At 48.9% G+C, this 26496-nt stretch carries 32 protein-coding genes and 4 tRNA genes; 10 read left to right on the forward strand and 26 right to left on the reverse strand.

Features of this window, described 5'->3' with window-relative positions; genetic code table 11:
• Positions 1–44: 44 nt before the first annotated feature.
• From rplL to J9B83_RS10555, 14 genes are all read right to left on the reverse strand, one after another.
• Positions 45–416: a 50S ribosomal protein L7/L12 gene (gene rplL / locus J9B83_RS10490; protein WP_211536698.1), complete on the reverse strand. Its 372-nt coding sequence runs from the start codon at positions 414–416 to the stop codon at positions 45–47.
• An 82-nt stretch (positions 417–498) separates the two neighbouring features.
• A complete protein-coding gene (gene rplJ / locus J9B83_RS10495; RefSeq protein ID WP_211536699.1) occupies positions 499–999 on the reverse strand; it encodes a 50S ribosomal protein L10 in 501 nt (166 codons plus the stop codon).
• Between the two features lie 232 nt (positions 1000–1231).
• A complete protein-coding gene (rplA, locus tag J9B83_RS10500) occupies positions 1232–1933 on the reverse strand; it encodes a 50S ribosomal protein L1 (protein ID WP_211536700.1) in 702 nt (233 codons plus the stop codon).
• A complete protein-coding gene (rplK, locus tag J9B83_RS10505; RefSeq protein ID WP_211536701.1) occupies positions 1933–2367 on the reverse strand; it encodes a 50S ribosomal protein L11 in 435 nt (144 codons plus the stop codon). The genes rplA and rplK overlap by 1 nt, the downstream gene beginning before the upstream one ends.
• A 49-nt stretch (positions 2368–2416) precedes the next feature.
• Positions 2417–2950, reverse strand: coding sequence for a transcription termination/antitermination protein NusG (gene nusG, locus J9B83_RS10510; RefSeq protein ID WP_211536702.1), 534 nt, complete (start codon positions 2948–2950; stop codon positions 2417–2419).
• A 9-nt stretch (positions 2951–2959) separates the two neighbouring features.
• Positions 2960–3328, reverse strand: a complete 369-nt coding sequence (gene secE, locus J9B83_RS10515) for a preprotein translocase subunit SecE (RefSeq protein WP_211536703.1) — start codon at positions 3326–3328, stop codon at positions 2960–2962.
• A gap of 40 nt (positions 3329–3368) precedes the next feature.
• Positions 3369–3444, reverse strand: a tRNA-Trp gene (locus tag J9B83_RS10520).
• Positions 3445–3559: 115 nt separating this feature from the next.
• Positions 3560–3635 (reverse strand) — tRNA-Thr (locus J9B83_RS10525).
• Positions 3636–3637: 2 nt separating this feature from the next.
• Positions 3638–3712 (reverse strand) — tRNA-Gly (locus tag J9B83_RS10530).
• Positions 3713–3715: 3 nt separating this feature from the next.
• Positions 3716–3799: transfer RNA gene (locus J9B83_RS10535), tRNA-Tyr, on the reverse strand.
• A 74-nt stretch (positions 3800–3873) separates the two neighbouring features.
• Entirely contained in the window at positions 3874–4587 is a 714-nt protein-coding gene (locus J9B83_RS10540) for an SPOR domain-containing protein (RefSeq protein ID WP_211536704.1), read from the reverse strand.
• Positions 4584–5336 carry a type III pantothenate kinase gene (locus J9B83_RS10545; RefSeq protein WP_328797730.1) on the reverse strand — a complete coding sequence of 251 codons (753 nt, stop codon included), beginning with the start codon at positions 5334–5336 and terminating at the stop codon, positions 4584–4586. The genes J9B83_RS10540 and J9B83_RS10545 overlap by 4 nt, the downstream gene beginning before the upstream one ends.
• Positions 5320–6273, reverse strand: a complete 954-nt coding sequence (locus J9B83_RS10550; protein WP_211536705.1) for a biotin--[acetyl-CoA-carboxylase] ligase — start codon at positions 6271–6273, stop codon at positions 5320–5322. The genes J9B83_RS10545 and J9B83_RS10550 overlap by 17 nt, the downstream gene beginning before the upstream one ends.
• A 28-nt stretch (positions 6274–6301) precedes the next feature.
• Positions 6302–7507, reverse strand: a complete 1206-nt coding sequence (locus J9B83_RS10555; protein ID WP_236037249.1) for an alpha/beta hydrolase — start codon at positions 7505–7507, stop codon at positions 6302–6304.
• 76 nt (positions 7508–7583) lie between these two features.
• Here J9B83_RS10555 and J9B83_RS10560 point away from each other — a divergent pair, with 76 nt between their 5' ends.
• Positions 7584–8036, forward strand: coding sequence for a GNAT family N-acetyltransferase (locus tag J9B83_RS10560; protein WP_211536706.1), 453 nt, complete (start codon positions 7584–7586; stop codon positions 8034–8036).
• Positions 8037–8041: 5 nt separating this feature from the next.
• Here J9B83_RS10560 and J9B83_RS10565 read toward each other — a convergent pair whose 3' ends face one another.
• Positions 8042–9718 carry a glucan biosynthesis protein gene (locus J9B83_RS10565; RefSeq protein ID WP_211536707.1) on the reverse strand — a complete coding sequence of 559 codons (1677 nt, stop codon included), beginning with the start codon at positions 9716–9718 and terminating at the stop codon, positions 8042–8044.
• Positions 9719–9940: 222 nt separating this feature from the next.
• Here J9B83_RS10565 and J9B83_RS10570 point away from each other — a divergent pair, with 222 nt between their 5' ends.
• Both J9B83_RS10570 and J9B83_RS10575 read left to right on the forward strand, forming a co-directional pair.
• Positions 9941–11182 (forward strand): uracil-xanthine permease family protein, encoded by a 1242-nt coding sequence (locus J9B83_RS10570; protein ID WP_211536708.1) that lies wholly within the window; start codon positions 9941–9943, stop codon positions 11180–11182.
• A 154-nt stretch (positions 11183–11336) separates the two neighbouring features.
• Entirely contained in the window at positions 11337–11876 is a 540-nt protein-coding gene (locus J9B83_RS10575) for a DUF3750 domain-containing protein (protein WP_211536709.1), read from the forward strand.
• 103 nt (positions 11877–11979) lie between these two features.
• On the opposite strand, the gene J9B83_RS10580 is transcribed toward J9B83_RS10575, so the two are convergent.
• Positions 11980–12240 carry a YheV family putative zinc ribbon protein gene (locus J9B83_RS10580; protein ID WP_211536710.1) on the reverse strand — a complete coding sequence of 87 codons (261 nt, stop codon included), beginning with the start codon at positions 12238–12240 and terminating at the stop codon, positions 11980–11982.
• 21 nt (positions 12241–12261) lie between these two features.
• Positions 12262–14292 carry an oligopeptidase A gene (prlC, locus tag J9B83_RS10585; protein WP_211536711.1) on the reverse strand — a complete coding sequence of 677 codons (2031 nt, stop codon included), beginning with the start codon at positions 14290–14292 and terminating at the stop codon, positions 12262–12264.
• A gap of 210 nt (positions 14293–14502) precedes the next feature.
• On the opposite strand from prlC, the gene J9B83_RS10590 reads away from it, so the two are divergent.
• The 7 genes from J9B83_RS10590 to J9B83_RS10620 all read left to right on the forward strand — a co-directional run bounded on the left by J9B83_RS10590 (position 14503) and on the right by J9B83_RS10620 (position 18527).
• Entirely contained in the window at positions 14503–15048 is a 546-nt protein-coding gene (locus tag J9B83_RS10590) for a gamma carbonic anhydrase family protein (RefSeq protein ID WP_211536712.1), read from the forward strand.
• An 82-nt stretch (positions 15049–15130) separates the two neighbouring features.
• Complete coding sequence (locus J9B83_RS10595) at positions 15131–15760, forward strand: RNA polymerase factor sigma-70 (RefSeq protein ID WP_211536713.1); 630 nt, start codon at positions 15131–15133, stop codon at positions 15758–15760.
• Positions 15761–15763: 3 nt separating this feature from the next.
• Entirely contained in the window at positions 15764–15961 is a 198-nt protein-coding gene (locus tag J9B83_RS10600; protein WP_211536714.1) for a zf-HC2 domain-containing protein, read from the forward strand.
• 97 nt (positions 15962–16058) lie between these two features.
• A complete protein-coding gene (locus J9B83_RS10605) occupies positions 16059–16340 on the forward strand; it encodes a BufA1 family periplasmic bufferin-type metallophore (RefSeq protein ID WP_211536715.1) in 282 nt (93 codons plus the stop codon).
• A gap of 8 nt (positions 16341–16348) precedes the next feature.
• Positions 16349–17242: an MNIO family bufferin maturase gene (bufB, locus tag J9B83_RS10610; RefSeq protein ID WP_211536716.1), complete on the forward strand. Its 894-nt coding sequence runs from the start codon at positions 16349–16351 to the stop codon at positions 17240–17242.
• Positions 17235–17978, forward strand: a complete 744-nt coding sequence (locus tag J9B83_RS10615; RefSeq protein ID WP_211536717.1) for an HvfC/BufC N-terminal domain-containing protein — start codon at positions 17235–17237, stop codon at positions 17976–17978. The genes bufB and J9B83_RS10615 overlap by 8 nt, the downstream gene beginning before the upstream one ends.
• Before the next feature lie 54 nt (positions 17979–18032).
• A complete protein-coding gene (locus J9B83_RS10620) occupies positions 18033–18527 on the forward strand; it encodes a DoxX family protein (protein WP_211536718.1) in 495 nt (164 codons plus the stop codon).
• Here the strand turns inward: J9B83_RS10620 and J9B83_RS10625 are convergent.
• From J9B83_RS10625 to J9B83_RS10665, 9 genes are all read right to left on the reverse strand, one after another.
• Positions 18508–20139 (reverse strand): methyl-accepting chemotaxis protein, encoded by a 1632-nt coding sequence (locus tag J9B83_RS10625; RefSeq protein WP_211536719.1) that lies wholly within the window; start codon positions 20137–20139, stop codon positions 18508–18510. The genes J9B83_RS10620 and J9B83_RS10625 overlap by 20 nt on opposite strands.
• Positions 20140–20247: 108 nt before the next feature.
• A complete protein-coding gene (znuB, locus tag J9B83_RS10630) occupies positions 20248–21039 on the reverse strand; it encodes a zinc ABC transporter permease subunit ZnuB (RefSeq protein ID WP_211536720.1) in 792 nt (263 codons plus the stop codon).
• A 59-nt stretch (positions 21040–21098) separates the two neighbouring features.
• On the reverse strand, positions 21099–21899 hold the full coding sequence (znuC, locus tag J9B83_RS10635) for a zinc ABC transporter ATP-binding protein ZnuC (RefSeq protein ID WP_211536721.1): 801 nt from the start codon (positions 21897–21899) through the stop codon (positions 21099–21101).
• Positions 21896–22396 carry a Fur family transcriptional regulator gene (locus J9B83_RS10640; RefSeq protein WP_211536722.1) on the reverse strand — a complete coding sequence of 167 codons (501 nt, stop codon included), beginning with the start codon at positions 22394–22396 and terminating at the stop codon, positions 21896–21898. Before J9B83_RS10640 ends, znuC begins: the two co-directional genes overlap by 4 nt.
• Entirely contained in the window at positions 22396–23379 is a 984-nt protein-coding gene (locus J9B83_RS10645; RefSeq protein WP_211536723.1) for a nickel/cobalt transporter, read from the reverse strand. The genes J9B83_RS10640 and J9B83_RS10645 overlap by 1 nt, the downstream gene beginning before the upstream one ends.
• 119 nt (positions 23380–23498) lie before the next feature.
• A complete protein-coding gene (locus tag J9B83_RS10650; RefSeq protein ID WP_211536724.1) occupies positions 23499–24116 on the reverse strand; it encodes a MarC family protein in 618 nt (205 codons plus the stop codon).
• Between the two features lie 35 nt (positions 24117–24151).
• The gene (locus J9B83_RS10655) at positions 24152–24790 is read right to left on the reverse strand and encodes a LysE family translocator (protein WP_211536743.1); all 639 of its coding nucleotides are present in this window, start codon (positions 24788–24790) and stop codon (positions 24152–24154) included.
• Positions 24791–24831: 41 nt separating this feature from the next.
• Positions 24832–25407 carry a DUF1007 family protein gene (locus J9B83_RS10660; protein ID WP_236037250.1) on the reverse strand — a complete coding sequence of 192 codons (576 nt, stop codon included), beginning with the start codon at positions 25405–25407 and terminating at the stop codon, positions 24832–24834.
• Positions 25408–25421: 14 nt separating this feature from the next.
• The gene (locus tag J9B83_RS10665) at positions 25422–26384 is read right to left on the reverse strand and encodes a homoserine kinase (protein ID WP_211536725.1); all 963 of its coding nucleotides are present in this window, start codon (positions 26382–26384) and stop codon (positions 25422–25424) included.
• Between the last annotated feature and the right edge of the window lie 112 nt (positions 26385–26496).

Consider the following 26496-nt stretch of genomic DNA (forward strand, 5'->3'; position numbering starts at 1 on the left):
CAGCCATTTCGACTATTGGTCGAAATCTGGAAATACAAGTATCATTACTTGACTTCGACAGAGGCACCAGCTTCTTCAAGCGCTGCTTTAAGAGCGGCTGCGTCGTCTTTAGACACGCCTTCTTTAACAGCCATTGGAGCGCCGTCAACGATTGCTTTAGCTTCTTTCAAGCCAAGACCAGTCGCTGCACGTACTGCTTTGATTACGTTAACTTTCTTCTCGCCTGCGCCAGTAAGAATAACGTCAAATTCCGTTTGTTCTTCAGCAGCAGAGCCTGCATCAGCAGCAGGACCCGCAGCAACAGCAGCTGCTGCAGATACGCCGAATTTTTCTTCCATTGCTGAAATTAGTTCAACAACGTCCATCACAGACATTTCTGCTACTGCATTGATGATATCTTCTTTAGTTAGAGCCATGACTCAGATTCCTAGCATTCTTTAAAATTACCCGAAGGCAATAAAACAAAATATTTATCAAGAAACGATACGATAACTCGTATTACGCCGCTTCTTGCTCTTTTTGATCGCGAACCGCTGCAAGAGTACGTACAAACTTGCTTGTTGCGCCCTGAATAACACTCATCAGTTTCGCAATAGCTTCGTCGTATGTAGGCAGTGTTGCCAAACGATCAATGTCGCCAGCTGGGATCAACTCACCGTTGAACGCCAACGCCTTCACTTCAAATTCTTTGTTGCCTTTAGCAAACGCTTTTAACAAACGAGCGGCCGCACCTGGGTGCTCGTTAGAGAAAGCGATCAACGTAGGACCAACAAAGCTCTCAGCTAGACATTCGAAGTCAGTGCCTTCTACTGCACGGCGAGCCAATGTGTTACGTACTACACGTACATAAACACCTGCTTCACGCGCTTCTTTACGTAGTGCTGTCATATTGCCCACGGTAACACCGCGAGAATCAGCAACTACTGCAGACAATGCAGTTTTAGCAACTTCGCTAACTTCGGCGACAATGGCTTTTTTGTCTTCTAGACCTAATGCCACTGGTTTTCTCCTGGATTAGCAGGGAATAAATTCCCCTATTTTTTACCAACTCTCCGATTACTCGAAGTACTTGCTGGTGAGTTAGATCCAGTTTATCTGAATCGGGCCACACCATCTGCGCAGGACAAACATTTTTCAACGTTGTTATTAAACCCCAAAAGGTTCCTGCGGTCTTTGACGGCCTGCTCAACAAATACATGAAGGCAGACCCCAAAGCGCATAATCTAAATGCTTACTTCGTGGAAGTAAGAGCACCTAGATCAATTTGTAGACCAGGTCCCATTGTAGAGGACAAAGTCACTTTTTTCAGGTAAATACCTTTAGATGAAGCAGGTTTAGCACGACGCAAGTCAGCCAATAGCGCTTCTAGGTTACCTCGGATAGCATCCGCTGCGAATTCGATAGAACCGACTGCTGCATGGATGATACCGTTTTTGTCTGTACGGTAACGTGCTTGACCTGCTTTTGCGTTTTTAACCGCAGTTGCAACATCAGGCGTTACTGTGCCAACTTTTGGGTTAGGCATTAGACCACGTGGGCCTAAGATTTGACCCAATTGACCAACGATTCGCATTGCATCTGGAGAAGCAATAACCACGTCGAAATCAAGTTCGCCAGCTTTAACTTTTTCAGCCAAGTCTTCGAAACCAACAACATCAGCGCCAGCTTCTTTAGCCGCTTCTGCATTTGCACCTTGTGCGAACACAGCAACGCGAACGTCTTTACCTGCACCGTGAGGCAATACAGTAGAACCACGAACAACCTGATCAGATTTACGTGGGTCAACGCCTAGGTTTACAGATACGTCGATAGACTCTTTGAATTTAACAGTAGAAATTTCAGACAAAAGTGCAACAGCCTCTTCTACAGAGTACATTTTTGTCGCTTCTACTTTTTCTGCGATCAAGCGAGCGCGTTTTGTTAATTTAGCCATTAGTTCACACCCTCAACTTCTAGACCCATAGCGCGTGCGCTACCAGCAATTGTACGAACTGCTGCGTCCATGTTAGAAGCAGTCAAATCAGCCTGCTTAGCAACAACGATCTCTTCTAGTTGAGCACGAGTAACCGTACCAACTTTCTGAGTGTTTGGACGTGGAGAACCACTCTTCAAGCCAGCTGCTTTTTTAAGCAATACGGCTGCAGGAGTAGACTTCGTTTCGAATGTGAAACTACGGTCACTGTAAACAGTAATAATAACAGGTGTTGGAAGACCTGGCTCAACGCCTTGTGTTTTGGCATTGAACGCTTTACAGAATTCCATAATGTTCACACCGTGTTGACCAAGTGCTGGACCAACTGGTGGACTTGGGTTCGCTTGACCCGCTTTAACTTGTAGCTTGATGTAAGCTTGGACTTTCTTAGCCATTTTCTAACTCCAATTGGGTCACAGCCCTAAGGCTACCCGTTCAACAAAATCAGGCTTTTTCAACCTGACTAAATTCCAAATCAACTGGTGTAGAGCGCCCAAATATAAGCACCGCCACCTTGATTCGGCTTTTATCGTAATCCACTTCTTCAACCACACCGTTAAAGTCAGCAAATGGCCCTTCGTTAACACGAACCACCTCACCCACTTCAAACAAGGTCTTAGGACGAGGCTTATCAACACCGTCACTAACTCGCTGAAGAATGGCATCCGCTTCACGACTTGTAATTGGAGAAGGCTTGTCTGCCGTTCCACCAATAAAACCAAGTACGCGAGATGTACCTTTAACCAAATGCCAAGAGCCATCATTCATATCCATCTGAACTAATACATAACCTGGATAGAACTTTCTTTCACTCTTGCGCTTTTTGCCATCTCGAATTTCAACCACTTCTTCGGTTGGAACCAAGATGTCACCAAAATTCTCTTCTTGCCCCATAACCTGCACCCGCTCAATAAGCGAACGCATTACGTGCTTTTCGTACCCTGAGTACGCTTGTACTACATACCATCGTTTGGTCACGAGCAACTCCTAACTTATTACCGAGGAAACGATCCAACCAAGGAGCGAATCCACCCCCCACAGCACGAGAGACATAAAAATAACAACCGCCAACACTATTAAAGTAGTTTGCACAGTCTCTTGTCTGGTCGGCCATACAACTCTGCGAATTTCAGTCTTGGCTTCTTTTGCTAAAGTAAAAAAAGACTTTCCTTTCACGGTTTGTAGCGCAATATAACCAGCAACACCGGCCAACACTAAAATAGCTATCAAGCGATACAATAGTGACTCAGCAGAATAATAGTTATTGCCAATCACGCCTACCGCAACTAGCAGAACAACAATCGCCCACTTAAACACATCTCCGCGAGATGCTTGAGCTTCAGTACTCGAACTCATACTTCAGGTGATCCCTAACAAAGAAATAGGATACGAAAGATGGCAGGCCAAGAGGGACTCGAACCCCCAACAGCCGGTTTTGGAAACCGGTGCTCTACCAATTGAACTATTGGCCTACATTCGTATGGGCGGAGGATGATACCTAAACAAGCTTTACTAAGCAAGGGTATCTGCCCAAAAAACAGACAATAAAAAAGGCGGTAACACCACCTATCTTTTGCATTGAAATGCTGGAGCTCACGAGCAGATTTGAACTGCCGACCTCACCCTTACCAAGGGTGTGCTCTACCAACTGAGCTACGTGAGCATTGGAGCGGGTAGCGGGAATCGAACCCGCCTCTTCAGCTTGGAAGGCTGAGGTAATAGCCACTATACCATACCCGCAAATGGTGGAGGGAGGTGGATTCGAACCACCGAAACTTTCGTGGCAGATTTACAATCTGCTCCCTTTGGCCACTCGGGAACCCCTCCACGAACTCAGCGCTACAACGCAACACCCCAAAAGGTGGGAGCCATTATATGAATCGCTTTGCCAATTGCAAGCGCTAGCAAGGATTTTTTTCTACTTTTATCATTGTCTTAGTCAGATCAAAGCGCGAGGTAAACTGCTCCCAGTCTCTTTCATCAATCGCCTCGCTCACATCGATTTGCTGAATAGGTACATTTCGAAGATGTTCATACACATCAACAGCATAACCAGAAGCATTTTGGATTTTCTGTCGCGACGCTTCAGCCCGAGCCTTCGATGAATATAAACCCAAAGAAATGCGGTTTTTCATTTCAGCACGGTTAATTACAAAACTATCAATAGACTTTGCCGCCAGCTCTTTGACAATACGCTCAGCAAGCGCTGGTGTATCAGGCGCAGCAATATACAGCCAAAATTTAGGGCGTTTACCTGTTATTTCTCGCTCTTGATAAGGCCAGCCCAGTGCGTTTAGTGCTTGAGTGATTTGCCTTTTATCATCTTGTCGTTCCGTTTCTAAGCGCGGACAGAATACATCGGACGCATCATCAGCCAAACGATCCGCATTGGCTAATGCTTGGCTCAAGGCCGTCTCGATGTTGTTCTTCACCACCATACCCGCACTGTAGTCTTCGTCTGACACCGCAGAAGGCTCTGACAACAGGTGAATCTTCTCACTGACAGGAGGACCATATACAGACTCTACCTTTTGTTTAGGCTTATCTTGGACAAAGCTGTGCCAGCTTAAAAATCCTGCGTTCAGCAGCACAATAAACAAAAAGAACCATTTCATGGATTGCCTCGCAATTTCTCACTTCCCACCAATGTCGCTCCGTATGCGACCAAATGCGGCTCGTAAACCAAGGGCACACCCAAAGAAGCCAATAATGCTCGAGCGTCACCGCCCGTCACGACCCAAGTATAATCCGTATAACGATGATATAAACGCTCTAAGAACCCCAATGCCATTTCGTAACACCCTTCCGTCACCGCGCGCGCTGTGGAATCAGGCAAACCCTGCCCTGAGATCACTTCCCCAGCGTCGTAACGAATTTTGGCGGTGTTCGCTAACAAGGTCGTCTCCATCAATGCTAAGCCCGGAGTAATGTACCCTCCCAAATGCTCACCAATTTGGTTCACCACATCCACCTTAATCGCGGTGCCAGCATCTACAATCACCACCTTACCTTTAATCACATGATGGGCCGCCACCACGCCGAGCCAACGGTCAACACCTAAGCGGCTTGGTTCATGATAGGCATTTTTGACCCCACAAGCGGTTTTTTCACTTTGGACATGACACCAACGGCTCGCTGGAAAGTGCGCGGCAAGATCGGCATGCAACAAGGCGCTCTGTTCTTGCGAGCGCACACTGGCGAAATAAATCACACTGGGCACAAACTCATCCAATGCAGGCAGACAATCATCACGCTGCACCCACAACACCTCATTGCCCTCAAAAGCAGTAAATTTGACGCTGGTGTTTCCCGCATCCACTACTAATACTTTCACTGCATCGGACACACTAGCCACGTCGCACACTGATTTCCCCTCCGTGCAACGCTACTAGTTCACCATTCTCTTCTAACATCAGCGCGCCTTTGCCATCGATACCGCGCGCAATACCTTGGCGCTGTTGCGAAACCGTACTCACGGTAACCAACTGATTAAACAACACATCATAGGCTTGCCAATGATGCTGAAAATGTTTCATACCATTGCCCTCTTCAAACAAGCGGCACACCTCTATTAGCTCTTTAGTGAGTTCAGCTAAAATTTCATTGCGACTCGGACGATCCGCCAAACGCGACACCAAATCCGTCCACGGCTGATCCACTTGGGTCATGAAACTGGCGTCCATTTCCACATTTAAGCCGATACCGATAATCACATGACACACGTCTTGATCCGCGACCATTTCCAACAAAATACCGCAAATTTTTTGCCCATCGATTTGCACATCATTCGGCCATTTTAACCCGGGGTTTGGCACACCGATCTTTTTTAACACTCGAGCCACCGCCACGCCGACAGCCAAACTCAAGCCTTCGGTCACACTAGGGCCATTATCGAATCGCCACGCAAACGACAATGTGAGGTTTTTCGCCACACCAGACTCCCACTGACGACCGCGACGCCCTTTGCCATGGGTTTGTCGCTCTACTGACATCAATACAGGCAAAGGCGCGCCCTGCGCAATGTACTTTTTCGCATCGTCGTTGGTGGATTCCGTCTCGAACGATAATCCTAACGCTACCGATTCCGGCACACCCAGTTCACGCAGTCTCGCTTGTGATAACAGCTCAATCGGCGACGGCAAGCGATAACCTCGACCTTTTACCGAATGCACTGTAACGCCAATACTTTCCAATTTTTTTAGTTTCTTCCATATCGCGGCACGGGTCACCCCCAAGGCCGCCCCCAAGGCTTCACCTGAGTGGAATTCATTGTCACTAAGCAGGGCTAGAACAGCTTGCATCCAGATTCTCCAATGGCCCTATCGGCCATCACTTATTTATGTTCGTTTGTAAAAAAATAGTCACTTCTTGCATGAGCTCATCAAAATGCGGATTCCACGATACGCGCGCCGCATGCGGGCTTTTTTCTGTCAGCGCAATGGAACGCTCACCAAACCAATTATTCGTATCCGTGCGACACGCCTGATATTGAGTCGCATCCGACAAATACCAACCACAAATGCGATATTCGCCCGTCGCGCCATAATAAGGATTATTCGGATGGCCGTGAATCGCCATATGCGACAAACCAAGAATTTGCTCATCAGGCCAGTGGCTATTATGCACGCTCAAGCGCGCTGTTTTGATATTTTCTTGGCTTTGGCTGTAGATCACCATCTGGCTGTTTTCGCTGATCATGCCGGTATCGAAAACCTCTTGGGAAACCGAGGAATCCACGGTTTGATCTTCATCCGATAAGGCAATAAACACCGGCACATGCTTGGGGTTGTCCGTCACCTCGGTTCTCACTTCTTTTGCCAAGTGATAAATCTCTGCGATGGCTGGTACAGGAATAGATGCATACTTGGCAAAATCGTCGCTGGGTTCTTTATCCAGCCAGTCTTTTACCAGCGCCAGCCAAGGGGACAACCAATCGATGCCGCTGTTGACCTTAAACGCAGGCGCAAACAGTACCGCGCCTGCCACACTGTCTTCGTGTTGCCAAGCGTATTCTGTTGCCAAAGCGCCTCCCGTTGAGAAGCCCCCTACGTACAAGGTATCCACTTCTTGACTGAACTTATTGGCCCCATGGCGAAATGTGTCACGCCAATCATCTCGCGTCACATCAAGCAAGTCTTCCGCTCGCGTTCCATGGCCGGGCAATAAAACAACGCGCACCTGATAACAGGCTTGTTGCAGCGCGTAAGCAGTATCGCGCATAGAAAATGGTGAATCTGATAAACCATGGGACAGCAAAACACCGACGCTAGGTGTCTGCGCGCATTGCTCTGCGTCTGGCAAAAGTTCAAACGGCATCACCGCCGCCAGTTCCCTTGCCTTATCCTCTTCATTGATCCACACCTTATGCGCTATCAAATGCCGCTCTGCCCGCTCGATATAACGTGAAAAAGGCTCATCGGCCTCATATACGAAAGCGGCCTGGCTCGCCGCACTGAGCGTCATCAGCATAGGAAACACCCATACCCGCTTGTGCCATTGCGCCATTTTAGTTTGCATACTAATTCTAGGTTGCATAATTCGCCTTTTGAATAAAAGCCAGCGTGCTATCATCGCGTGACAAAGCCACCAACATCACCACACTGATTAAAACATGCCAATATCCTACCCTAATGCCGAGCGAGTTCCTTCTCTTTGGTTTCCTCTGGTCAAAAAATTCTACCAAGCGCACTATCCGAGTGGAAAACCCAATAAAGCCGACCCTATCTGGGTGATCAAACACAAGGGCGCTATTTTGTGTGCTGTTAGATTAAAACAACTCGGCGATGACCAGTTGCTCACGGCCATGGTGACTGAGCCAAGCCAGAGAAATCAAGGTCTAGGCGGTCATTTACTCGGCTGTATAAAAAAGGCGCTCAGTGAGCGCCCTTGTTATTGTTTTGCTTTTACACACCTTGAAGATTTTTATACAAAACACCATTTCGTTGCGCTCACGGCTGCACAACTGCCACCAGTGCTGCGAAGTCGGTTTTTAGCCTACACGGCACAAGGGCGAGCTCTAACGCCGATGCGCTATTGCCCGCCCGATTCCTTGAATATCGACTAGTCGACTTATTTTAAATGACCAGCATTGTGTAATTCGCGGTCTTCTACCGGCGGCGGTGTCCATTGGTACTGCCATGTTTCGGTTAACGGCTGACCATTGGCTTCTAAGTACACACGCATGTTAATCGGCTTTGGTGTGCCCTCTTCGCTGGGCGGTACCAAATCAAACATAGCGCGATAACCATCGATAGAGTGCAAAGGGCGCGCAGACTCGATCTCAGTTCGCCCATCCGACGTGGTAATCACGGCGTTTACCTTGGCATCTTGTCCTAACATGGCCAAAGAGCCACCAGCAAAGTCAATCACAAAACGCTTACTGTAATAGTCACGCTTTTTACCAATCACGCCACCAATACCGGTAAAGGTGTCTACCACACGAGCACGGTTCGACTGCACCGGCGGTTGACTGCCCCAATACATCTTGTAGCTGTATAGCAGCTCTTGACCTGCTTCGACCGGTTCGGCTGGGTTCCAAAACGCCACTATATTGTCGAAGGTTTCATCCAGTGTGGGAATTTCCACTAGCTGCACGGACCCCTTACCCCAATCACCCAGTGGCTCTATCCATAAACTAGGACGTTTTTCATAAAACACACCGTCGTCTTGATAATGGTCGAAATTACGATCACGCTGCATCAAACCAAAGCCTTTCGGGTTTTCATCGCTGTAGGCATTAAAACGCAACTGCTCAGGGTTGCCCAGCGGCCGCCAGATCCATTCCCCCTTACCCGTTTGCATCGCTAATCCATCGGAGTCATGAATCTCGGCGCGCCAATCATAATTAGTACGACGATCGTTTTCGCCAATCATAAACATGCTGGTCATGGGCGCTACCCCTAGGCGTTCAATCGATTCACGAGGGTAAATCGCAGAATCCACCTTCATGGTGTAGGGCTCGCCCGGCGACATATCAAAGCGGTACGCGCCCGACACACTTGGGGAATCCATCAAGGCATACACAGTCACTTTATCGGAGCCAGGTTCCGGCTTTTCTAACCAGAAGTCAGTAAACACCGGGAACTCTTCTGGATGTGGCATGGCCGTGTCCACCGCCAAACCACGTGCCGACAAGCCGTATTGCATTTCGCTGCCTACCGCGCGGAAATAGCTCGCACCCAAAAACGCCACCACGTCTCGCTGCCAGTCTGTCGAAAATTGCATTCTAAAACCGGCAAAGCCTAAGTCTTTCGGCAGCGCTTCGCCGTCCACTTGGGACTTGCCGTAATCAAAAGCAGCGGGGGAATACGGAATCGGCGTCGATTCACCGTTTTCCAACTCGTTCATGTGTATTGGCGTATCGAAGCCCAATCCCAAATGAAACCATTCCGCCCGAAACTCAGACGGCTCATCACGCCATACAGCAGCGTCTTTTTTGAAGTGCAATTGTTGGTAATCGTCCCAATCTAAGCGCTTTAAGCTATCAGGCAACTCCCCCTGATGACTTTGATAAGGCTGCGCCGCCAATTGACGCGCATGCCCCTTCAGCCAAGCAAAGTCGAACACTTCCCCTTCTTTAGGCTGGGCGGCCGAAGATTGGGCACGTGACGAAGCATCTGTGTGCAATGAGCTTGCACACGCCGTCATGCTAAACAAGACACCCACCGTAAAGAGCGAACGACTGGCCAAACGCTGCAAACGATTAGCCGGCGAAAGCATTGAAGAAACTGGATGATAACTAGACATAATAAACACTCTATCTGCTAAAAGTTATTGCCTATGTTAGCGAATTGCGCCACCAGTAAGTGTTCAGATAGAGTAAACATTTAAGACATTCGTTTGGAAAACACTCAGCAAACTGACAGTCTAGTGAGTTTAAAAAGCATGACTTTCTGGCGCTCGCCTGTTGTTGTCTATAAAATCGCGACCACTCAATAAAACGATGCAAATACCACAAGGAATCCCACCATGAAAAATGCCGTATTAGGCGTTCAGATGCTGTTTGTTGCATTTGGCGCGCTTGTACTTGTTCCTTTATTAACCGGACTTGACCCTAACGTAGCGCTGTTTGGTGCCGGAATCGGAACCCTGTTGTTTCAATTGACCACTCGACGCAGTGTGCCGATTTTCCTCGCTTCATCCTTCGCCTTTATTGCGCCCATTATGTATGGAGTACAAACCTGGGGCATTCCCGCTACCATGGGCGGCTTAATGGTCGCCGGTTTAGTCTATGTAATACTGGGCGGATTTATCCGCATCAAGGGGGCAGGGTTTATTCATAAACTGCTACCGCCAGTGGTTATCGGTCCTATCATCATGGTGATTGGCTTGGGGTTAGCACCCGTTGCTGTCAACATGGCGCTAGGCAAAAGTGGTGATGGTTCTTTGCAGCTAGTCGATGGCGATATAGCGATCTGGATCGCCTTAGCGTCTTTGCTGACGACCGTGTTGATCAGTGTGTTTGCTAAAGGCATGTTGAAACTCTTGCCCGTGTTCGGCGGCATTGTCGTGGGCTACGTGTTGAGTTTGTTTTGTGGCATTGTCAGCTTCGACGCGATTCACAACGCCGATTGGTTTGCTGTGCCAAACTTCACCGCACCAGAATTTAATATCAACGCGATTCTGTTTATGTTGCCCGTCGCCATCGCGCCTGCCGTAGAACACGTGGGTGATATTTTGTCGATCTCCAACGTGACTGGGAAAAACTACCTGAAAAAACCGGGGTTACACCGTACCATTGCGGGCGACGGCATTGCCACCATGGCTGCGGCTATGGTCGGCGCGCCACCAAACACCACCTACAGTGAAGTAACTGGCGCTGTCATGCTGACCAAAGCCTTTAATCCTGTGATCATGACCTGGGCCGCCATTGCCGCCATTGTGTTGGCATGGATGGGTAAACTCGGCGCGGCACTGCAAACCATTCCGCTACCTGTAATGGGCGGCATTATGATTTTGCTGTTTGGTTCCATCGCGGCGGTGGGCTTAAACACCCTGATCAAAAACCAAGTGGACTTGCACAAGTCGCGTAACCTAATCATTGTCGGCGTGACCTTGGTATTTGGCATCGGTGGCATGGCGTTTGGCATTGGCGAATTCAGCCTGCAAGGCATCAGCTTGTGCGGTATCGTCGCGATTACCTTGAATCTGATTTTGCCGAAAGACATCGGCGACAGCCAAATTGTCGATAAAGCGCAAATGGAAGACTAATCGCTTTTCTTTAACGCTATAAAACTCTCTCAGAACAGCCTCCATCGAGGCCGTTTCCTTACTTTTATCCTTAGTTAATGCTCAATAGCCTGCTTGATCTTCCCTTGTGTTCCACTCATATTATTTAATTAGTTTTTATATAAGGGAAACACGAATGACCAAATACCTCGGTGTTGTGTTTATGGCGCTCTTGCTTAGCGCTTGCTCCACCAATGACAATTGGCGCACAGCGAGCCGCGAACCGGCTGGTATTGCCCCATCGCCCAGTGAAGAAAAAGCCGCGGTGATCGAGTTCTACGCCGCGGACGCCTTTAGTTGGCGCGGTTGGTTTGCGGTGCACACTTGGGTTGCGATCAAAGAAGCCAACGCCGCAGAATACACTGTGTACGAAGTCACTGGCTGGCGAGTACGTCGCGGCTTACCGGCGCTGTCTGAATACACCACAACCACACCCGATCGCTACTGGTTCGGCGCCAAGCCTGAAAAAGTACTGTCAATCATTGGCCCCAAAGCCGACGAACTGATCCCACGCATCCGCGATGCAGTAAAGCGCTACCCTTGGGCGGATGAATACACAGTGTTTCCTGGCCCGAACAGCAATACCTTTCCTACCTGGATTGGCCTACAAGTACCAGAGCTCAACCTAGACATGCCTTTCAGCGCCATCGGCAGCGGTTACGCCGACAACGACTAATCGTAGGCAGGAACGAATTGTAGACACAAAAAAACGGATTCTCTGTGAAGGGAATCCGTTTTTTGTATGACCGTTTTTAAGACAGTAACAACACCTTAGACACTCAGTGCTTGGTCATACCCGGATTAGGAATAAAGTTAATCACTACTTCTTCGGCGTCCGGCGCGCTGCTGTGTGGCGCGTTTACCCGAGTAGGAATTTCCGTCGGCTGGGCTTGCACTACGGTCGACTGCACATCGGTGAAACCACATGCAATGCACTCACGAAACTGCTTTTCTTCTTCGTCATCGCGCCAAGCACGAATCTTGTCCATTTCACTGCAGCGGGGGCAAACGGCACCCGCAATAAAGCGTTTTACTGTCATAACCTTGTCACCTCTGACGACTTACGCCGCAATACCGCTGTGTCTAAGTAATGCGTCTGTGCTTGGTTCGCGTCCACGAAATGCAGCGAATAATTCCGCCGCTGGGCGTGAACCACCATTTGCTAATATAGTATCACGGAAGTGTGCGCCTGTTTCAGTGTTAAAAATGCCGTCTTCTTCAAATTTCGAAAACGCATCGGCCGACAAGACTTCAGCCCATTTGTAGCTGTAATAACCCGCCGCGTAACCCCCCGCAAAGATGTGCGAAAAACTGGTTTGGAAGCGGTTAAACTCAGGCGGCGTCGTTACCGCCACTTTACTGCGCACATCGTCGATAACGGATTGCACCGACATACCCGCTTGGTATTCACGGTGTAAACGGAAATCAAACAAGGAAAACTCCAGCTGTCGCATCATTTGCATGCCCGATTGGAAGTTCTTCGCCGCCAGCATTTTATCGAGTAAATCCTGCGGTAACGGCTCACCTGTTTCATAATGACCCGCAATGTGCGCCAGCGCTTCTGGCTCATAACACCAGTTTTCCATAAATTGGCTCGGCAACTCTACTGCGTCCCACGCCACACCATTAATACCCGATACGGACGACACATCTACTTGGGTCAGCATATGATGCAAACCATGACCAAATTCGTGGAACAAGGTGGTGACTTCGTCGTGTGTGAGCAAAGCCGGTTTGTCGCCGATCGGTGGCGTAAAGTTACACACCAAATACGCAATCGGCAGCTGCAAACGCTTATCGCTTAAACGACGACGTGTACGACACGAATCCATCCAGGCCCCGCCGCGTTTGGCTTCGCGAGCGTATGGATCGAGGTAAAAACGCGACACATCTTCACCGTCCTTGCTGATGGTGAAAAGCTGCAAATCTTTGTTGTAGGTATCGAAGTCTTTTTCTTCGCGAATGTCCACGCCAAACAGAGTTTGCGCCACATAAAACAAGCCCGACAATACCTTGTTCATTGGAAAATACGGACGCAACTCTTCTTGAGAAATGCTGTATTTGTGCTGACGCAGTTTTTCCGCGTAATAGGTCATGTCCCAAGAGTTTAGGGTATCGACGCCATTTTCTTCTTTGGCGAAGGCTTTGAGCTGTGCCAAATCGTCTTCCGCTGCGCTTTTAGATTGTTTACCCAACGTCTCTAAAAAGTCGATTACTTGCTGGCCGTTTTCCGCCATCTTGGTCGCCACGGACAATTCTGCGTAGTTGTCGAATCCTAAAATCTGCGCCATTTCGTGACGCAACGACAAGATTTCGTCGATCAAGGGCGCGTTATCGAACTTGATGTCGCCACTCTGATCCGAAGCTCGTGTGGCGTAAGCACGGTACATTTCTTCGCGCAACTCGGCGTTATCCGCGTAGCTCATCACCGGAATGTAAGACGGTAAATCCAGCGTAAACAACCAGCCTTCTTGATCTTTGGCTTTGGCCATTTGCTGGGCTTGCGCCAAGGCAGATTCTGGCAAACCAGATAGCTCGCTTTCGTCGGTAATTAGCTTGCTCCATGCTTGTGTGGCATCCAACACATTCTCACCGAACTGGCTGCCCAATTCAGACAAACGCTGGCTGATTTCGCCGTAGCGGGTTTTGGCTTCGCCTTCTAAGCCCACACCAGACAATTCAAAATCGCGGATGGTTTGGCTCAAAGCTTCTGTTTGCGCCACGCTTAGCGCTGTTGCCGCGTCGCTTTCTGATAAGCTTTTGTACGCCTGATACAAGGCTTTGTTCTGGCCTAAATCTGTGTAGAACTGAGTCAACTTTGGCAAGCAAGCATTGTACGCCGCGCGCAGTTCGGGCGTATTTTTGACGGAGTTTAAATGCCCGATCGGCGACCAGAAGTTGTTCAAATCGTCATGCAGTTGATCTAATGGTAATACCAAGCTTTCCCAAGTTAGGTGAGTGTTTTCTGACACGCAGGCCTCAATGGCTTCTTGGTTGCGTTTCAAAAGAGCGGTTAAATCCGTTTCGATGTTGGCAACGTCCACTCCGGTAAAGTCCGGTAAACTGGTCGCATCCCATACAGACTGTGACATATCGTGATATCCTTCGAGGTAAGGTTAAGGCGTTTGATGTGGCAGTTTGCCTTCTTACTCTGTCGCCTTAACAAGGCAAAATAAGACGCGAATTTCGCTTCACTGTGCCTAATAAGATAGGTGGTCTTTGTCGTTTTTCAATGCGCTTATCGCTATTGTGTTAATAGTTTCTTCATTTTATGAGAAAAATCATCTGTTAGGAGAGAATTTATGGTGATGAAAGCGTTTCGTGGCAAAACGCCACAGTTGGGCAATCGTGTTTGGGTAGATGACAGCGCCGTACTGATAGGCGATGTCACCATCGGCGAAGACAGCTCCGTGTGGCCATTAGTCGCTATTCGGGGCGACATGCACCGCATTACAATCGGCGCTCGCACCAGCATTCAAGATAACTCCTGTCTACACATTACCCACGCCAGCACCTACAAACCCGAAGGCCACCCGCTAACCATTGGCGACGATGTCACCGTGGGTCACATGGCCATGTTGCATGGCTGCGCTATCGGCAACCGTGTTTTGGTTGGCATGGGCACCACGATTCTCGACGGTGCCGTGGTCGAAGACGAAGTCATCATCGGCGCTGGTTCCTTAGTGCCACCGGGCAAGCGTCTTGAGTCAGGCTTTATGTACCTAGGCTCTCCCGTCAAACAGGTTCGTCCTTTGAACGCAAAAGAAATCGAGTATTTTCAATACGCTGGGCTTAACTACGTCAAACTAAAAGACGAGTACATCGCTGAAGCTAACGAGCCTTCATAAAATAATTTAAAAATAATGCAGAGACCTTGTAAGAAATCGTCATGCAAGGTCGTCCTATTACAGCTAACGCTTTGAGGCTTCAATGACAAATGCGACCCTCTCTGTTGAAATGGATTCTTCAGCAGCCAGCAACATCTTTCAAGATGGGGCTTTTATCGAAGAATTACGTGTGCAAATGCTGAAGTTTGCACGATTACAGGTGCGGGATATTCAGTTAGCAGAAGACGCGGTGCAAGAAGCCATGCTGTCGGCGTATCAACACATTGATCGTTTTGCCAGACAGTCGGCGTTTAAAACCTGGGTGTTTTCCATCCTAAAGAATAAGGTCATAGACTTATTGCGCAAGGAAAAGCGTCATGTGGTCGCCAGTCAATTAGAAGATGGGCCAAACCTTAGTGGTGAGGCTCTTATTGAACACTTATTCGAAGAAAATGGTCACTGGCAAAAGGACGAACGTCCCAAAAAATGGGATCAGCCAGATCACGGTGTGGAAAACGAACATTTTTGGCGAATATTCGACGCCTGCCTAGAGGCTCTACCGGCCAAATACGGTCGACTGTTTATGATGCGAGAATTTCTCGAAATGGAAACTCCCGAGATTTGTCATAACGAAGACGTATCGGTCACCAGCCTCAATGTCACCTTATATCGCGCCCGTTTACGTTTGCGGGAGTGCTTAGAGGACAATTGGTTTGGAAAGGAGAAGTCATAAATCATGATGAATTGTAAGCAAGCAGCCCAAATGCTCTCGGAAAAATTAGATCGCCCCTTGAGTGCCAAAGAAAAAATGGCGCTGACATTGCACACGACAATGTGTCCTCCTTGTCGTTTATTTGGTAAACAAATGGGCAGTTTAAGAGATCTATCCAAAGCTTATACTAAGCCTAAAGATCAGCACGAAGAAAAAAATTGAGTTTGTTGTGTAATAAACTCTTTGGCCGTAACGTCAAAGAATTCGTAACACAACTATGAATTGATTTTCCCTTTATTAAAAACGTGAGGCTCTGATTATGAAAAACACAAAAGCAACTCTATCTCTTGCTCTAGGTACGGCCATCGCTCTTTCTGCTGTTGCTGTAACAGCGCCAGCAGAAGCGGCCAGCAAAGAAAAATGTTACGGCGTTGCCTTGGCAGGGCAAAACGACTGCGCAGCGGGCCCAGGAACGTCATGCGCGGGCACCTCAAAAACCGATTACCAATCCAACGCGTGGAAACTAGTGCCAGCAGGCACTTGCGTGGATACCGCCTCTGAAACATCGGCGACGGGCCACGGCCAACTAAAAGCCTTCTAAGCGACCCAATGAACCTGCCTTTTTCTGTTCAAAAAAGCCAAGACGCCACGGCGTCTTCTGGCTTTTTATCCGCATCCGGTGTGAGTTTAAAACCGGCTTATTATCACGACATTTTAAATGCTCTGCCCGCCCTGGGCTTCTTCGAGATTCACGCCGAAAACTACCTGAGTCAAGGCGGCCCCGCGAAACATTATCTGCACAAGATCCGTGAACACTATGACATGACCGTTCATGGGGTTGGCTTATCCATCGGCGGCGCATTGCCTCTGGACAAATCACACCTAGCACGCGTGGTGCAACTGGTTAACGATCTACAGCCTGCGGTGTTTTCTGAGCATCTTGCTTGGTCAACACACGATCAAGGCTTTTTCAATGACTTATTACCTGTCGCCTACGACAAAATCTCTCTGCAGCGAGTGTGTGATCATATCGATCAATTGCAAAACGCGCTTCAACGCCCAGTGCTGATTGAAAACCCGTCCACCTATTTTGAATTTACCCACAGCGATTTTAGCGAAATCGATTTTATAACCGCCATGGTAAAGCGCAGTGGCTGTGGTTTATTGCTCGATATCAACAATGTAGAAGTGTCTTGCTTTAACCGTCAGGCCAATCCATACGACTATCTAGATGCTTTCCCTACCCACGACGTTGGACAAATCCATTTGGCGGGTCACACACTCGACCAAAATCCAAATGTGCCGCTCAAAATAGACAGCCACGACCAAGCCGTGTGCGATCAAGTTTGGGCATTATACGAGCACGCTCTTACTCGCATGGGCGATCGTCCCACATTGATTGAAAGAGATGGCAACCTTCCCTCTTTCGAGCAGTTATTCGCCGAAGCGCAACAGGCCGATCAGGTGCGCAGCCGCATCAAGCGAGGACAACCCCATGCATAAAGCGTTTGCAGCTAGTTTACTGCATCAAAATGATCAGGTGTATTCGCGGATCAAAGGCCAAAGCAACGACGAAAAGCACACGCGTTTCAATGTGTATCGTAACAATGTGTTTGTCTCTCTGATCGATGCTTTAGCCGATATTTTTCCTGTGACGCAACAACTGGTCGGCGATGAATTCTTCCGCGCCATGGCTCGTGAGTTTGTGCAAAACAACCTTCCCAGCTCGCCGGTCATTAGCGATTACGGACAAGAATTTGACGCCTTTATTCGTGGCTTTACTCCGGCGGACAGCGTGCCTTTTTTGGCCGACATAGCCGCGCTAGAGCATCAATTATTGGCGCTCACGCACACCGCTGAATACCCAACGCTCGATCACGAGCAGGTTTCCGCCGCCTTTAGTCAAGTAGAAGACCCTAGCGCCCTACGCTTGTCGTTACCGCCAAACGCACACATTGTCGTGACGACTTTTGCTATTGGCTCTTTGTATCTCGCTCATAAAAACCAACAACACAACATCATAGCGACGCTGACCATCGATGCAAACGAGCATCTATTACTGGCAAAATCTGACTTGTATGCCGAATTGCGCGTGATCAGCCCGGCTGAATCTGAATTTATAAAAAACCTGATGGAAGGCAAAACATTGGGCGATGCCATTCCTGACGATGACACCTTTGATCTTGGCTCTAGCCTAGCCAAAATCATTGAATGGCAATTGCTGACACACATCAGCTAGGCGCCATCGAGACTAAATACACCCACCATAACGCGACCAATAAGAGGAAATCACATGGTTACTTCCATGCTGCGACTATCAGAAATCATGTTTAAGAAAATACCAGAATCCTTGATTCTGTTTATCGCGCGATTCTCCATCGCGGCGGTGTTTTGGAAATCTGGTCAAACCAAAATAGAAGGCTTCTCTCTTGATCTCATTAGCATGGAAGCACAATTAGGCTGGCCGCAACTGAAAGAATCCACCTTGTTTTTATTCGAATACGAATACAATTTGCCGTTGATTTCCGCCAGTCTCGCGGCACTATTGGCGACGATTGCCGAGCACCTCTTGCCTATTTTGATTCTAACGGGGTTTTTCACGCGCTTTGCAGCGTTTGGTTTGGCGGGGATGACGCTGGTGATTCAGTTTTTAGTGTATCCAGATGCGTACCCGACTCACGGAACATGGTTGGTCATTGCCTTGTTGCTCATGTACCGCGGTGCGGGGATGTTCTCGTTGGACCATTTGCTATTGAAAAGACAAGCCTCTAACGCGTTGGCAGAGTAAAGGTCGACGTGGCTTCTTGCGTTTGAGCCGCCGCACCAGACAAGGCGTCGGTCAGTGTACTCAACCGCTTAGAAGTTTGCTCATTGCTTACCGTGACTTCCACAATACGAGTCACGTGTTCGGCAATGTCATTGGCTTCACGGGCTTGCTGCTGCGCTAAGCCAGACAAATCATCCAGACTGCTTAAGGATTTCGCTGAATCCAGTTCCAATTGACGCAAAGGCGTCACCACATCTTCAATTTGCGCCACACCGTGACGCATTTTCTCTTGGCCTTTCGCCATTTCATTGGAGATCTGCAACGACAAACTGCTGATTGTAGTAATGACCTTATCGATCGACGCGGTTACCTCGGCAGTATTGGTCGCTAAATTGCGTACCTCATCGGCCACCACGGCAAAGCCTCGACCACTTTCACCGGCACGGGCGGCTTCGATCGACGCGTTCAGTGCCAACAGATTCGTTTGCTCTGCCACGTTACGAATACTGTTCACAAACTCGGTCACCGTGCTGGCACTTTCGTTTAATTCCGCCACCGCATGGGAAGTTTCTTCAATATACGCCGCCACGTCGGTAATGTCCGTCGCCGCTGAGGTAATCACTTGCTTGCCATGTTTGGCCAAGTCGTGAGCGGCTTCCGCCAAATTACGCGAAATACTGACATGATCGGCCATCACTCGCGCCGCATTGGATAACTCACTGACCGAACCTTGAATGTCGCTCGCCATCACGGCTTGAGTATTTGACCCTTGGTTCACATCGGCCACACTGGTGCGAATCTCGTCCGACGCACTGACCACGGTTTTAGCACTTTTGTCGATTTTTTTAATCACGCCAGCCAAGCTGATTTGCATGCGTTTTACGCTGTCGAGCAAGCGACCAATCTCACCGGTTTGTTCCGTAGTAATGGATTGCGATAAATCACCATGGGCAAATTTATCCAGCAAGGTCACCACGTAATCTAATGGCCGAACGATGCTACGAGTAATCAATATAGACATCACCATGCCAATTAAAATAGCCAAAATACCAACACCAACAATCAGCCAAATAGCCCAATCGGATTCTGATAACACCTCTTGCTGACTGGCTTGCATGATGTTGCGCTCATATTCACCCAGCGCTTTGGTTTGCGTAAGAAAGGTTTGTAGCTCGTCGCGAGTGGACCCAGCCATCAATTGCTTTGCGTCGTCGAGTTCGCCAAATTCCAGCGCTTCTACCGTAGACTGTAGCGCTGCTTGGTAAACTTTTCGCTGAGCTTTAAGGTCTTCAATAATGCGGATTTCGTGGTCGGATTTGACCAACGCAGACATGATTTCTAAGTTGTCGTCTAAGTTTTTATTGCGCGCGTCTATCTCTTTGTAAATGGCGACGCGGGCGTCGCGCTCTTCCAAAACAAACAGCAACAATAAGCGGCTGGCGAGACTTTCGGCGTCTACGTTAAGCTCACCGGTTAATTCTACCAAGGCGGCGTTTTCGTCAACGATGCTGCGAATGCTGCCCGACATCAATTGAAAGCGACTCACCGATAACATCACTACCACAACCAACAAGGCGATCAACACCAAATAGCTCGCGCTAAGACGACCTCGTATACTGGAAAAACCCGGCATTCATACACCTCTTCTTTATGGTTAAGCCAAGGATAAACACACCATGGCGTTGACTTTGACTTGATCTAAACACATTAGACGAAGAGATATCCACTTTTGTTACGAAAACTAACCCAATCGTTTGAACGGCAAACTGTAAGCCAGCAAAAACAAAAAAGCGGCACACACCACAACACTTGGGCCCGTCGGCGTATCCCAATGATAAGACGCCCACAAGCCACCACACACCGACAAACAGCCAAGCACACTGGCAATGGACGCCATTTGCACCGGTGTATTCGAGAGTTTACGCGCCGTCGCGGCGGGGATAATCATCAAGGAAGTAATCAACAAAACGCCGACGATCTTCATCGCCACGGCAATCACTAAAGCCACCAGCAACATCAGTAACAAACGAATCGCCTCGACGGGATAACCTTCCACTTTGGCCAGCTCTTCGTTAACTGTGACCGCCAGCAACGGCTTCCAAAATATCACCAGTAAAGAAATCACCGCCAAGCCACCGCCGTAAATCCAGTACACATCGGTTTGGCTGATCGCCAGCAAATCACCAAACAAATACGCCATCAAATCGATGCGAATATTATCGAGAAAACTCACCGCCACCAAACCCAGAGACAAGGCCGAATGCGCCAAAATCCCCAATAAAGTGTCTGTGGCAATAATATGTTTTTTCTGTAGCGTCACCAGTACCAGTGCCAAGCCCACACACAATACAATGATGGCCAAATTCAAATTAATGTCGAACAAGAACCCCAGCGCCACACCCAATAACGCTGAATGCGCCAGCGTATCGCCAAAATAGGCCATGCGTCGCCACACCACAAACGCCCCTAACGGCCCAGCGACGGACGCTACCCCTAATCCGCCGATTAAGGCTCTAAACAAAAGATCTAACATGGTTTTACCAACTCCAAACGAAATATCGGTCTTGTCGTATTGCTGCTTTTAAGAAATGGTTAAGAGTGATGACAATTGGCGTGAGCGGATGTCGCACCCTTGTGGTTTGCATCCTCGCTCTCAGACAACACATCACCGTGCTCGTCGTGAACATGGTCGTGCTGGTGAGCGTAAATCGCAATGGATTCATCCGCACCGGGCACACCAAACAAGGCTTGATACGCCGGATGACCAGTCACGTGCTGTGGACTGCCAGAACAACACACGTGCTGGTTGATGCACACCACGGTGTCAGTTTTCGCCATCACCAAGTGCAAATCGTGGGACACCATCAAAACACCGCAGCCTAACTCATTGCGAATACCTTCGATCAAGTTATACAGCTCCACCTGACCGTTCACATCTACCCCTTGCACCGGTTCGTCCAGTACCAATAAGTTGGGGTTGTTCAGCAAAGCTCGTGCTAGTAAAACGCGTTGTGTTTCCCCGCCCGATAACACGTGCACTTGCGAACTGAGCAAATGCCCAATGCCAACTTTCTCCAACGTGGGAACGATTTTCGCCTTATCGACGCCTCGTACCAAGGCCAAAAAGTGCTTCACTGTTAGAGGCAAGGTGGGGTCTATGTGTAACTTTTGCGGCATATAACCAATGCGTAAACTCTTGTGACGAATCACTTCGCCAGATGTCGCCGTTTGTAGTCCGAGCAAGGTGCGAATCAAGGTACTTTTACCACTGCCGTTAGGACCAATCAGGGTAACGATCTCCCCTTCACTGATGCTCATGTCGATGCTGTTCAGCAATACACGCCCATTAAAAGTAATACCGATTTTATCGAATGCAACCAATTGCTGACTCATGCTGACGCTCCTGCTGACGCAGCCGCACTCTGGCAGCTTGCACACAAACCAATCAATTCGATAGTCTCAGAGCGCAGCTCAAACCCTTGCTGCGCGGCTTTTTCAATCAGCGAGGCGTGAATGTCTTGGTAGTCGAACTCCATCACATTGTGGCATTGATCACAAATCAGAAAGTATCCTTTGTGTGCCTTGTCGGCATGAGCACAACCTAAGTACGCATTCATCGATTCCACCTTGTGAATCAAGCCCGCATTCAACAGGAAATCCAACGCTCGATACACAGTCGGTGGCGCAGAATTGAAGCCTTCCTCGGCCAATTTTGCCAATAACTGATAAGCACCAAGCGGGCGATGGCTTTCCCAAATCAGTTCCAGTGCGCGACGACGCACCTTGGTCAAGCGCTGCCCCTGCTCCGTACACAGCGTCTCGGCTGTGGCCAAGGCGGTTTTAATGCACTGGTTGTGATTGTGATGTGATTGTGAATTATCGTGAATCATTAAAAAGCCCTTCCTGCGTTACCTAGGTAACTCCAAATCATCGACACACTGATGATGACCAAAGCCAAAGCGGCTACAAAACCAAATAAACGGGTTACTCGTTGACGCCATACTTGGTGCTCGTTGCTCATGGCAAACCCCGTGTCGCGCACAAACACGCTGACTGCCGCCAAAGCCGCCACCGTGATGGCCGTGCCCAGCGCCATGGCAAATGTCGCCACTAAGCCCCAAACGAAAATATTGGCACTTAACGAAAACAACAAAACGAGAATCGCCCCAGTACAAGGACGAATCCCCACCGCGGCCACCATGGCCCATAAACCGCGACGCGCCGCATTGGCTTCTTGAGTCTGCTCGTTGTGGTGAGCATGATCGCAACACGAACCTGTGTGCGCCTGTTCTGAGTGAGCATGTTCTGCATGCCCGTGCTTGATATGAGAGTGACTGGCGTGATCGTGCACATGGTCTTGCGAATGGTCGTGCCCACAGCTGGATTTGCCTCGCGACAAACGCACCAGCATCCACACACCAATCAAACCAACTGCGGCGAAACTCGCCACTTCAAAAAACTGACTGATCTTCATTGCTTTGCCCGCCAAAGAAAACACTTGACTCAGCACCACAATGATCACCACGGCCATCACAGCCTGCACGCCCGCGCACAAAAACGCTAGGCTGATACCACGACGCAACGGCGCTTTGCTGGCCAGCATATAGGCAGAAATCACCGCTTTGCCATGCCCCGGCCCCGCTGCATGAAACACACCATAAAAGAAACTGGTGGAGATTAACCCCCATAACAACGCGGGGCTGCCACCTTTACTGATAGAGCGAACCAGCGTCACCAATTCACGATGAAAGGTTGCCTGTTGAGCAATCACCCACTGGATAAAATCTTGATACGCCGTGAGACCGCTCGCAGCATAAAGAGGAGAACTAAGGCACAACAGCGATAAAGCCAAAAACACGACGCGCTTAAACATACAAACTTGACCGACAATAGGTAGAGTTTTGTTATGGTATAACAATTAAAACCTAAGGAGAAGTCATGCCGACGCGGCGTCGCTGTTTATCATTATTTGATCGATATTTTAGATAGCAATTAAAGAGGAATCGCCACCGGCTGTAAAAAACCCATCACGCCACTCATAAAGATTTGCGCGGCCATAGCGGCGAGGATCAAACCAGTTATTTTTGACAGAACATTCAGGCCGGTGCGTCCGAGCATTTTTTCGATCAAAGAGCCCGAGTACAAAATAATCGTCAGGGTACCAAGGGCAAGCAATAATCCCATCAAACCGATGATTAAATCCCAGCCTTGCAGCTCAGCACCGTAGACTAAAATCGTACCAATCGTCGCCGGGCCAATAATCGTCGGCACCGCCAAGGGTACAACCGACACATCGTCGCGCTCTTCGCTCGGCATGCCCACCGCATGGTTGCGCGTACCATCGCGCACTAAACTCAAGGCCGACAAAAACAACAGCACCCCAGAGCCTATTTTGAAAGAGTCCAGCGTAATGCCCAACACAGCAAACAAACTGCCACCAAAAAAGAGCAACACAATCGAAATAGCCACAGAGGCAATAATCGCCTTGTTCGCCACTTGCCGACGAGACGCCGAAGACTCTCCGCGCGTCAGTGCCAAAAACATCGACAGCACAAAAAACGGCGCAAACAGGAAGAAGAATTTAATCCACGTTGAAATCAATAAGCTCATTTAACACATTACCAGAAAAGCACATCATCACGCGATCAGCGTTGACTCAATGCGAGTTTCACACCAAAGCCCACCAGCAATACGCCGGTTACGCTGTCCATTACCAGCGCGACTTTTGGTCGCGCCAGCCATACTCGCGCTTTGTGAACCATCAGCGCCAGAAAAGTTTGCCATGTCATCGCTATGATAAAGTGAAGTGTGGCCATAAAAAGAGATTGAGCCAAAGCCGAATGGCTTGGGTCGATAAACTGTGGCAAAAACGCCATGTAAAAAATAATCGGTTTGGGGTTGAGTACATTCGACAAAATCCCCTGACGAAAGCCGCCCCAAGCGGTGAGGCTTTTCGTTGAACTTGCGTCTTTGAACGTCATACCAACGGGCTTCATCGCACTGCGAATGGCTTGCACCCCTAGATACACCAAATACGCGGCTCCCACCAATTTAAACGCCGTAAACAGACCCGCTGAACCCAACAAGATCACCGACAAACCCAATGCCGATACCGTGGCATGGGCAAATAACCCCATGCAAATGCCTAAACTGGTTAAAAAGCCCAATCGCCAACCACCCGACGATGCCGCATTGCGCATCACCAAAATCGTATCCACACCTGGGCTCATGGTCAGCACGGTAATCGCCGCCAAAAAAGGTAACCATTGGAAATGCTCTAACATCAACATCTGCTTTTCATCCTGACTGTTTAACGACTAATAACTTAAGATCGACAGGTTAGATCGACCCAAAACACCACAGATGTCTCAGTGGCTTCCCGTTCCATTGGCGTGCAAGTTTCAGACAAGGCGCCAGACAATCGCACCAAGCCTTCTTCTAATGGCTCCATAGCAAAATACAACTCATCGTCGCCAAACGCCATGCTTAATGTCGACGTTTCAAGATTCACCGCGGCAGGCAATTCCACCCCTAAACGAATCCACAGCATTTGATCACGAATGCGCACATCTAAAATGCGCACTTCGCTGGGCGTTAAATCCGCCCCATCTTGCTTCATTTTCATGAAGAAACCGTACTGATCGAAGCTTTGCAGTATCTCGACCATGTCGAGCTTTTCTTGCCCAGTAAATTCCCCGTCGCCGTTCACATCGTATTCAGCGATCAGGCTGGTCGAGGTAAAAAGATCCAAGCCCCACGTGGCTTCCAAATGCGTCACATCGGCTTGATTGACGGTCACGCGATATTGTGAATCCACCCACACATGAGGGTGTGCCATGGCCGATCCAGCAAAGAAAACCGCCATCCCCAAACACAATACAAAACGCATCATACCGCTCATTAAAAACGACCTCTTTACAAAGATGGCACCAAACTCGGCGCGAATCGCACACGGGCTTCTAAAATACGCTGAAACTCTAGCGGATCGTGCTGCTGGGCCAACCGCTCAGGGTCGTGCTTGGCGCCATGCCAGGCTTCCAAGCGCGATAACCAGAAACGCAACGCAGCAATGCGCAACATGTAAGGCCAAGCTTCAACTTCTTCTGGCGTCGCGTCTCGTTCGTGTAAATAGGCTTTTAGCAGCGCACGGTATTTCGCTTGATCCAACTCGCCGCTACTCATGTCCGAGCACCAATCGTTTACCACAATGGCCAAGTCGTACATGGCCCACGAATGACAAGCGTTATAAAAGTCGATGATCGCCGACAGTTTATTGCCCTCAAACAGGGTGTTGTTGTAGAACAAATCCCCATGAATAGTGGTTTTTGGCAAGTCGTCGTGTTCGGCAATAAAGGCATCAAATTCAGCAATTTGCGACTGCAGCAACGCAGCCTGGGCCGGTTCCAATTCGTCTTTGATCGCTTGGCTGGTTTTGTGCCACCAAGCAACGCCGCGGTGACTGTCGCGATGCTCGGGGAAATCTTCACCGGCTATGTGCAACTTCGCCAGCGCCTCACCCATTAATCGGCAAGAAGTTACATCGGTGCTTTTAAGCTCGCCACCGGGGAAACAATCCACAATGATCGCGGGGCGACCATTTACTTCGCGCAAACGCTCGCCGTGAATATCAATCAGCGCCGCCGGCACATTGAACCCCTTGTGTTTTAAATGCGCGACCACATCCAAAAAGTACGGCACTTCTTCCAGCTCAAACTCTTCAAACAAGGTCACCACGTACTTGCCTGTCGTCGTGGTTAAAAAGTAGTTGGTGTTTTCCACACCACCCGAAATACCTTGGAACGAGACCAGTTCACCTAAATAATAATCGGCCACTAAGGCCCGCATGTCAGAGTCTGAAAGGGATGTGTAAACTGCCAAGTTGTGCTACCTAATTTATGATCAAAAAATAACGCGAATAATAAAGCGCCTATGCTCCACAATAAGCGACAAAAGGTCAATTCGAACCGTCTTAATTTTACGTCTACCAAGC

Source organism: Marinomonas vulgaris (genome assembly GCF_018145875.1).
GTDB lineage: Bacteria > Pseudomonadota > Gammaproteobacteria > Pseudomonadales > Marinomonadaceae > Marinomonas > Marinomonas vulgaris.

Excerpts from the sequence above, each read along its gene's own strand:
- rplL (WP_211536698.1), bottom strand. The coding sequence starts at position 416 with ATGGCTCTAACTAAAGAAGATATCATCAATGCAGTAGCAGAAATGTCT.
- rplA (WP_211536700.1), bottom strand. The coding sequence starts at position 1,933 with ATGGCTAAATTAACAAAACGCGCTCGCTTGATCGCAGAAAAAGTAGAA.
- rplK (WP_211536701.1), bottom strand. The coding sequence starts at position 2,367 with ATGGCTAAGAAAGTCCAAGCTTACATCAAGCTACAAGTTAAAGCGGGT.
- secE (WP_211536703.1), bottom strand. The coding sequence starts at position 3,328 with ATGAGTTCGAGTACTGAAGCTCAAGCATCTCGCGGAGATGTGTTTAAG.
- J9B83_RS10540 (WP_211536704.1), bottom strand. The coding sequence starts at position 4,587 with ATGAAATGGTTCTTTTTGTTTATTGTGCTGCTGAACGCAGGATTTTTA.
- J9B83_RS10550 (WP_211536705.1), bottom strand. The coding sequence starts at position 6,273 with ATGCAAGCTGTTCTAGCCCTGCTTAGTGACAATGAATTCCACTCAGGT.
- J9B83_RS10555 (WP_236037249.1), bottom strand. The coding sequence starts at position 7,507 with ATGCAACCTAGAATTAGTATGCAAACTAAAATGGCGCAATGGCACAAG.
- J9B83_RS10560 (WP_211536706.1), top strand. The coding sequence starts at position 7,584 with ATGCCAATATCCTACCCTAATGCCGAGCGAGTTCCTTCTCTTTGGTTT.
- J9B83_RS10565 (WP_211536707.1), bottom strand. The coding sequence starts at position 9,718 with ATGTCTAGTTATCATCCAGTTTCTTCAATGCTTTCGCCGGCTAATCGT.
- J9B83_RS10570 (WP_211536708.1), top strand. The coding sequence starts at position 9,941 with ATGAAAAATGCCGTATTAGGCGTTCAGATGCTGTTTGTTGCATTTGGC.
- J9B83_RS10575 (WP_211536709.1), top strand. The coding sequence starts at position 11,337 with ATGACCAAATACCTCGGTGTTGTGTTTATGGCGCTCTTGCTTAGCGCT.
- J9B83_RS10580 (WP_211536710.1), bottom strand. The coding sequence starts at position 12,240 with ATGACAGTAAAACGCTTTATTGCGGGTGCCGTTTGCCCCCGCTGCAGT.
- prlC (WP_211536711.1), bottom strand. The coding sequence starts at position 14,292 with ATGTCACAGTCTGTATGGGATGCGACCAGTTTACCGGACTTTACCGGA.
- J9B83_RS10590 (WP_211536712.1), top strand. The coding sequence starts at position 14,503 with ATGGTGATGAAAGCGTTTCGTGGCAAAACGCCACAGTTGGGCAATCGT.
- J9B83_RS10595 (WP_211536713.1), top strand. The coding sequence starts at position 15,131 with ATGACAAATGCGACCCTCTCTGTTGAAATGGATTCTTCAGCAGCCAGC.
- J9B83_RS10600 (WP_211536714.1), top strand. The coding sequence starts at position 15,764 with ATGATGAATTGTAAGCAAGCAGCCCAAATGCTCTCGGAAAAATTAGAT.
- J9B83_RS10605 (WP_211536715.1), top strand. The coding sequence starts at position 16,059 with ATGAAAAACACAAAAGCAACTCTATCTCTTGCTCTAGGTACGGCCATC.
- bufB (WP_211536716.1), top strand. The coding sequence starts at position 16,349 with ATGAACCTGCCTTTTTCTGTTCAAAAAAGCCAAGACGCCACGGCGTCT.
- J9B83_RS10615 (WP_211536717.1), top strand. The coding sequence starts at position 17,235 with ATGCATAAAGCGTTTGCAGCTAGTTTACTGCATCAAAATGATCAGGTG.
- J9B83_RS10620 (WP_211536718.1), top strand. The coding sequence starts at position 18,033 with ATGGTTACTTCCATGCTGCGACTATCAGAAATCATGTTTAAGAAAATA.
- J9B83_RS10625 (WP_211536719.1), bottom strand. The coding sequence starts at position 20,139 with ATGCCGGGTTTTTCCAGTATACGAGGTCGTCTTAGCGCGAGCTATTTG.
- znuB (WP_211536720.1), bottom strand. The coding sequence starts at position 21,039 with ATGTTAGATCTTTTGTTTAGAGCCTTAATCGGCGGATTAGGGGTAGCG.
- znuC (WP_211536721.1), bottom strand. The coding sequence starts at position 21,899 with ATGAGTCAGCAATTGGTTGCATTCGATAAAATCGGTATTACTTTTAAT.
- J9B83_RS10640 (WP_211536722.1), bottom strand. The coding sequence starts at position 22,396 with ATGATTCACGATAATTCACAATCACATCACAATCACAACCAGTGCATT.
- J9B83_RS10645 (WP_211536723.1), bottom strand. The coding sequence starts at position 23,379 with ATGTTTAAGCGCGTCGTGTTTTTGGCTTTATCGCTGTTGTGCCTTAGT.
- J9B83_RS10650 (WP_211536724.1), bottom strand. The coding sequence starts at position 24,116 with ATGAGCTTATTGATTTCAACGTGGATTAAATTCTTCTTCCTGTTTGCG.
- J9B83_RS10655 (WP_211536743.1), bottom strand. The coding sequence starts at position 24,790 with ATGTTAGAGCATTTCCAATGGTTACCTTTTTTGGCGGCGATTACCGTG.
- J9B83_RS10660 (WP_236037250.1), bottom strand. The coding sequence starts at position 25,407 with ATGAGCGGTATGATGCGTTTTGTATTGTGTTTGGGGATGGCGGTTTTC.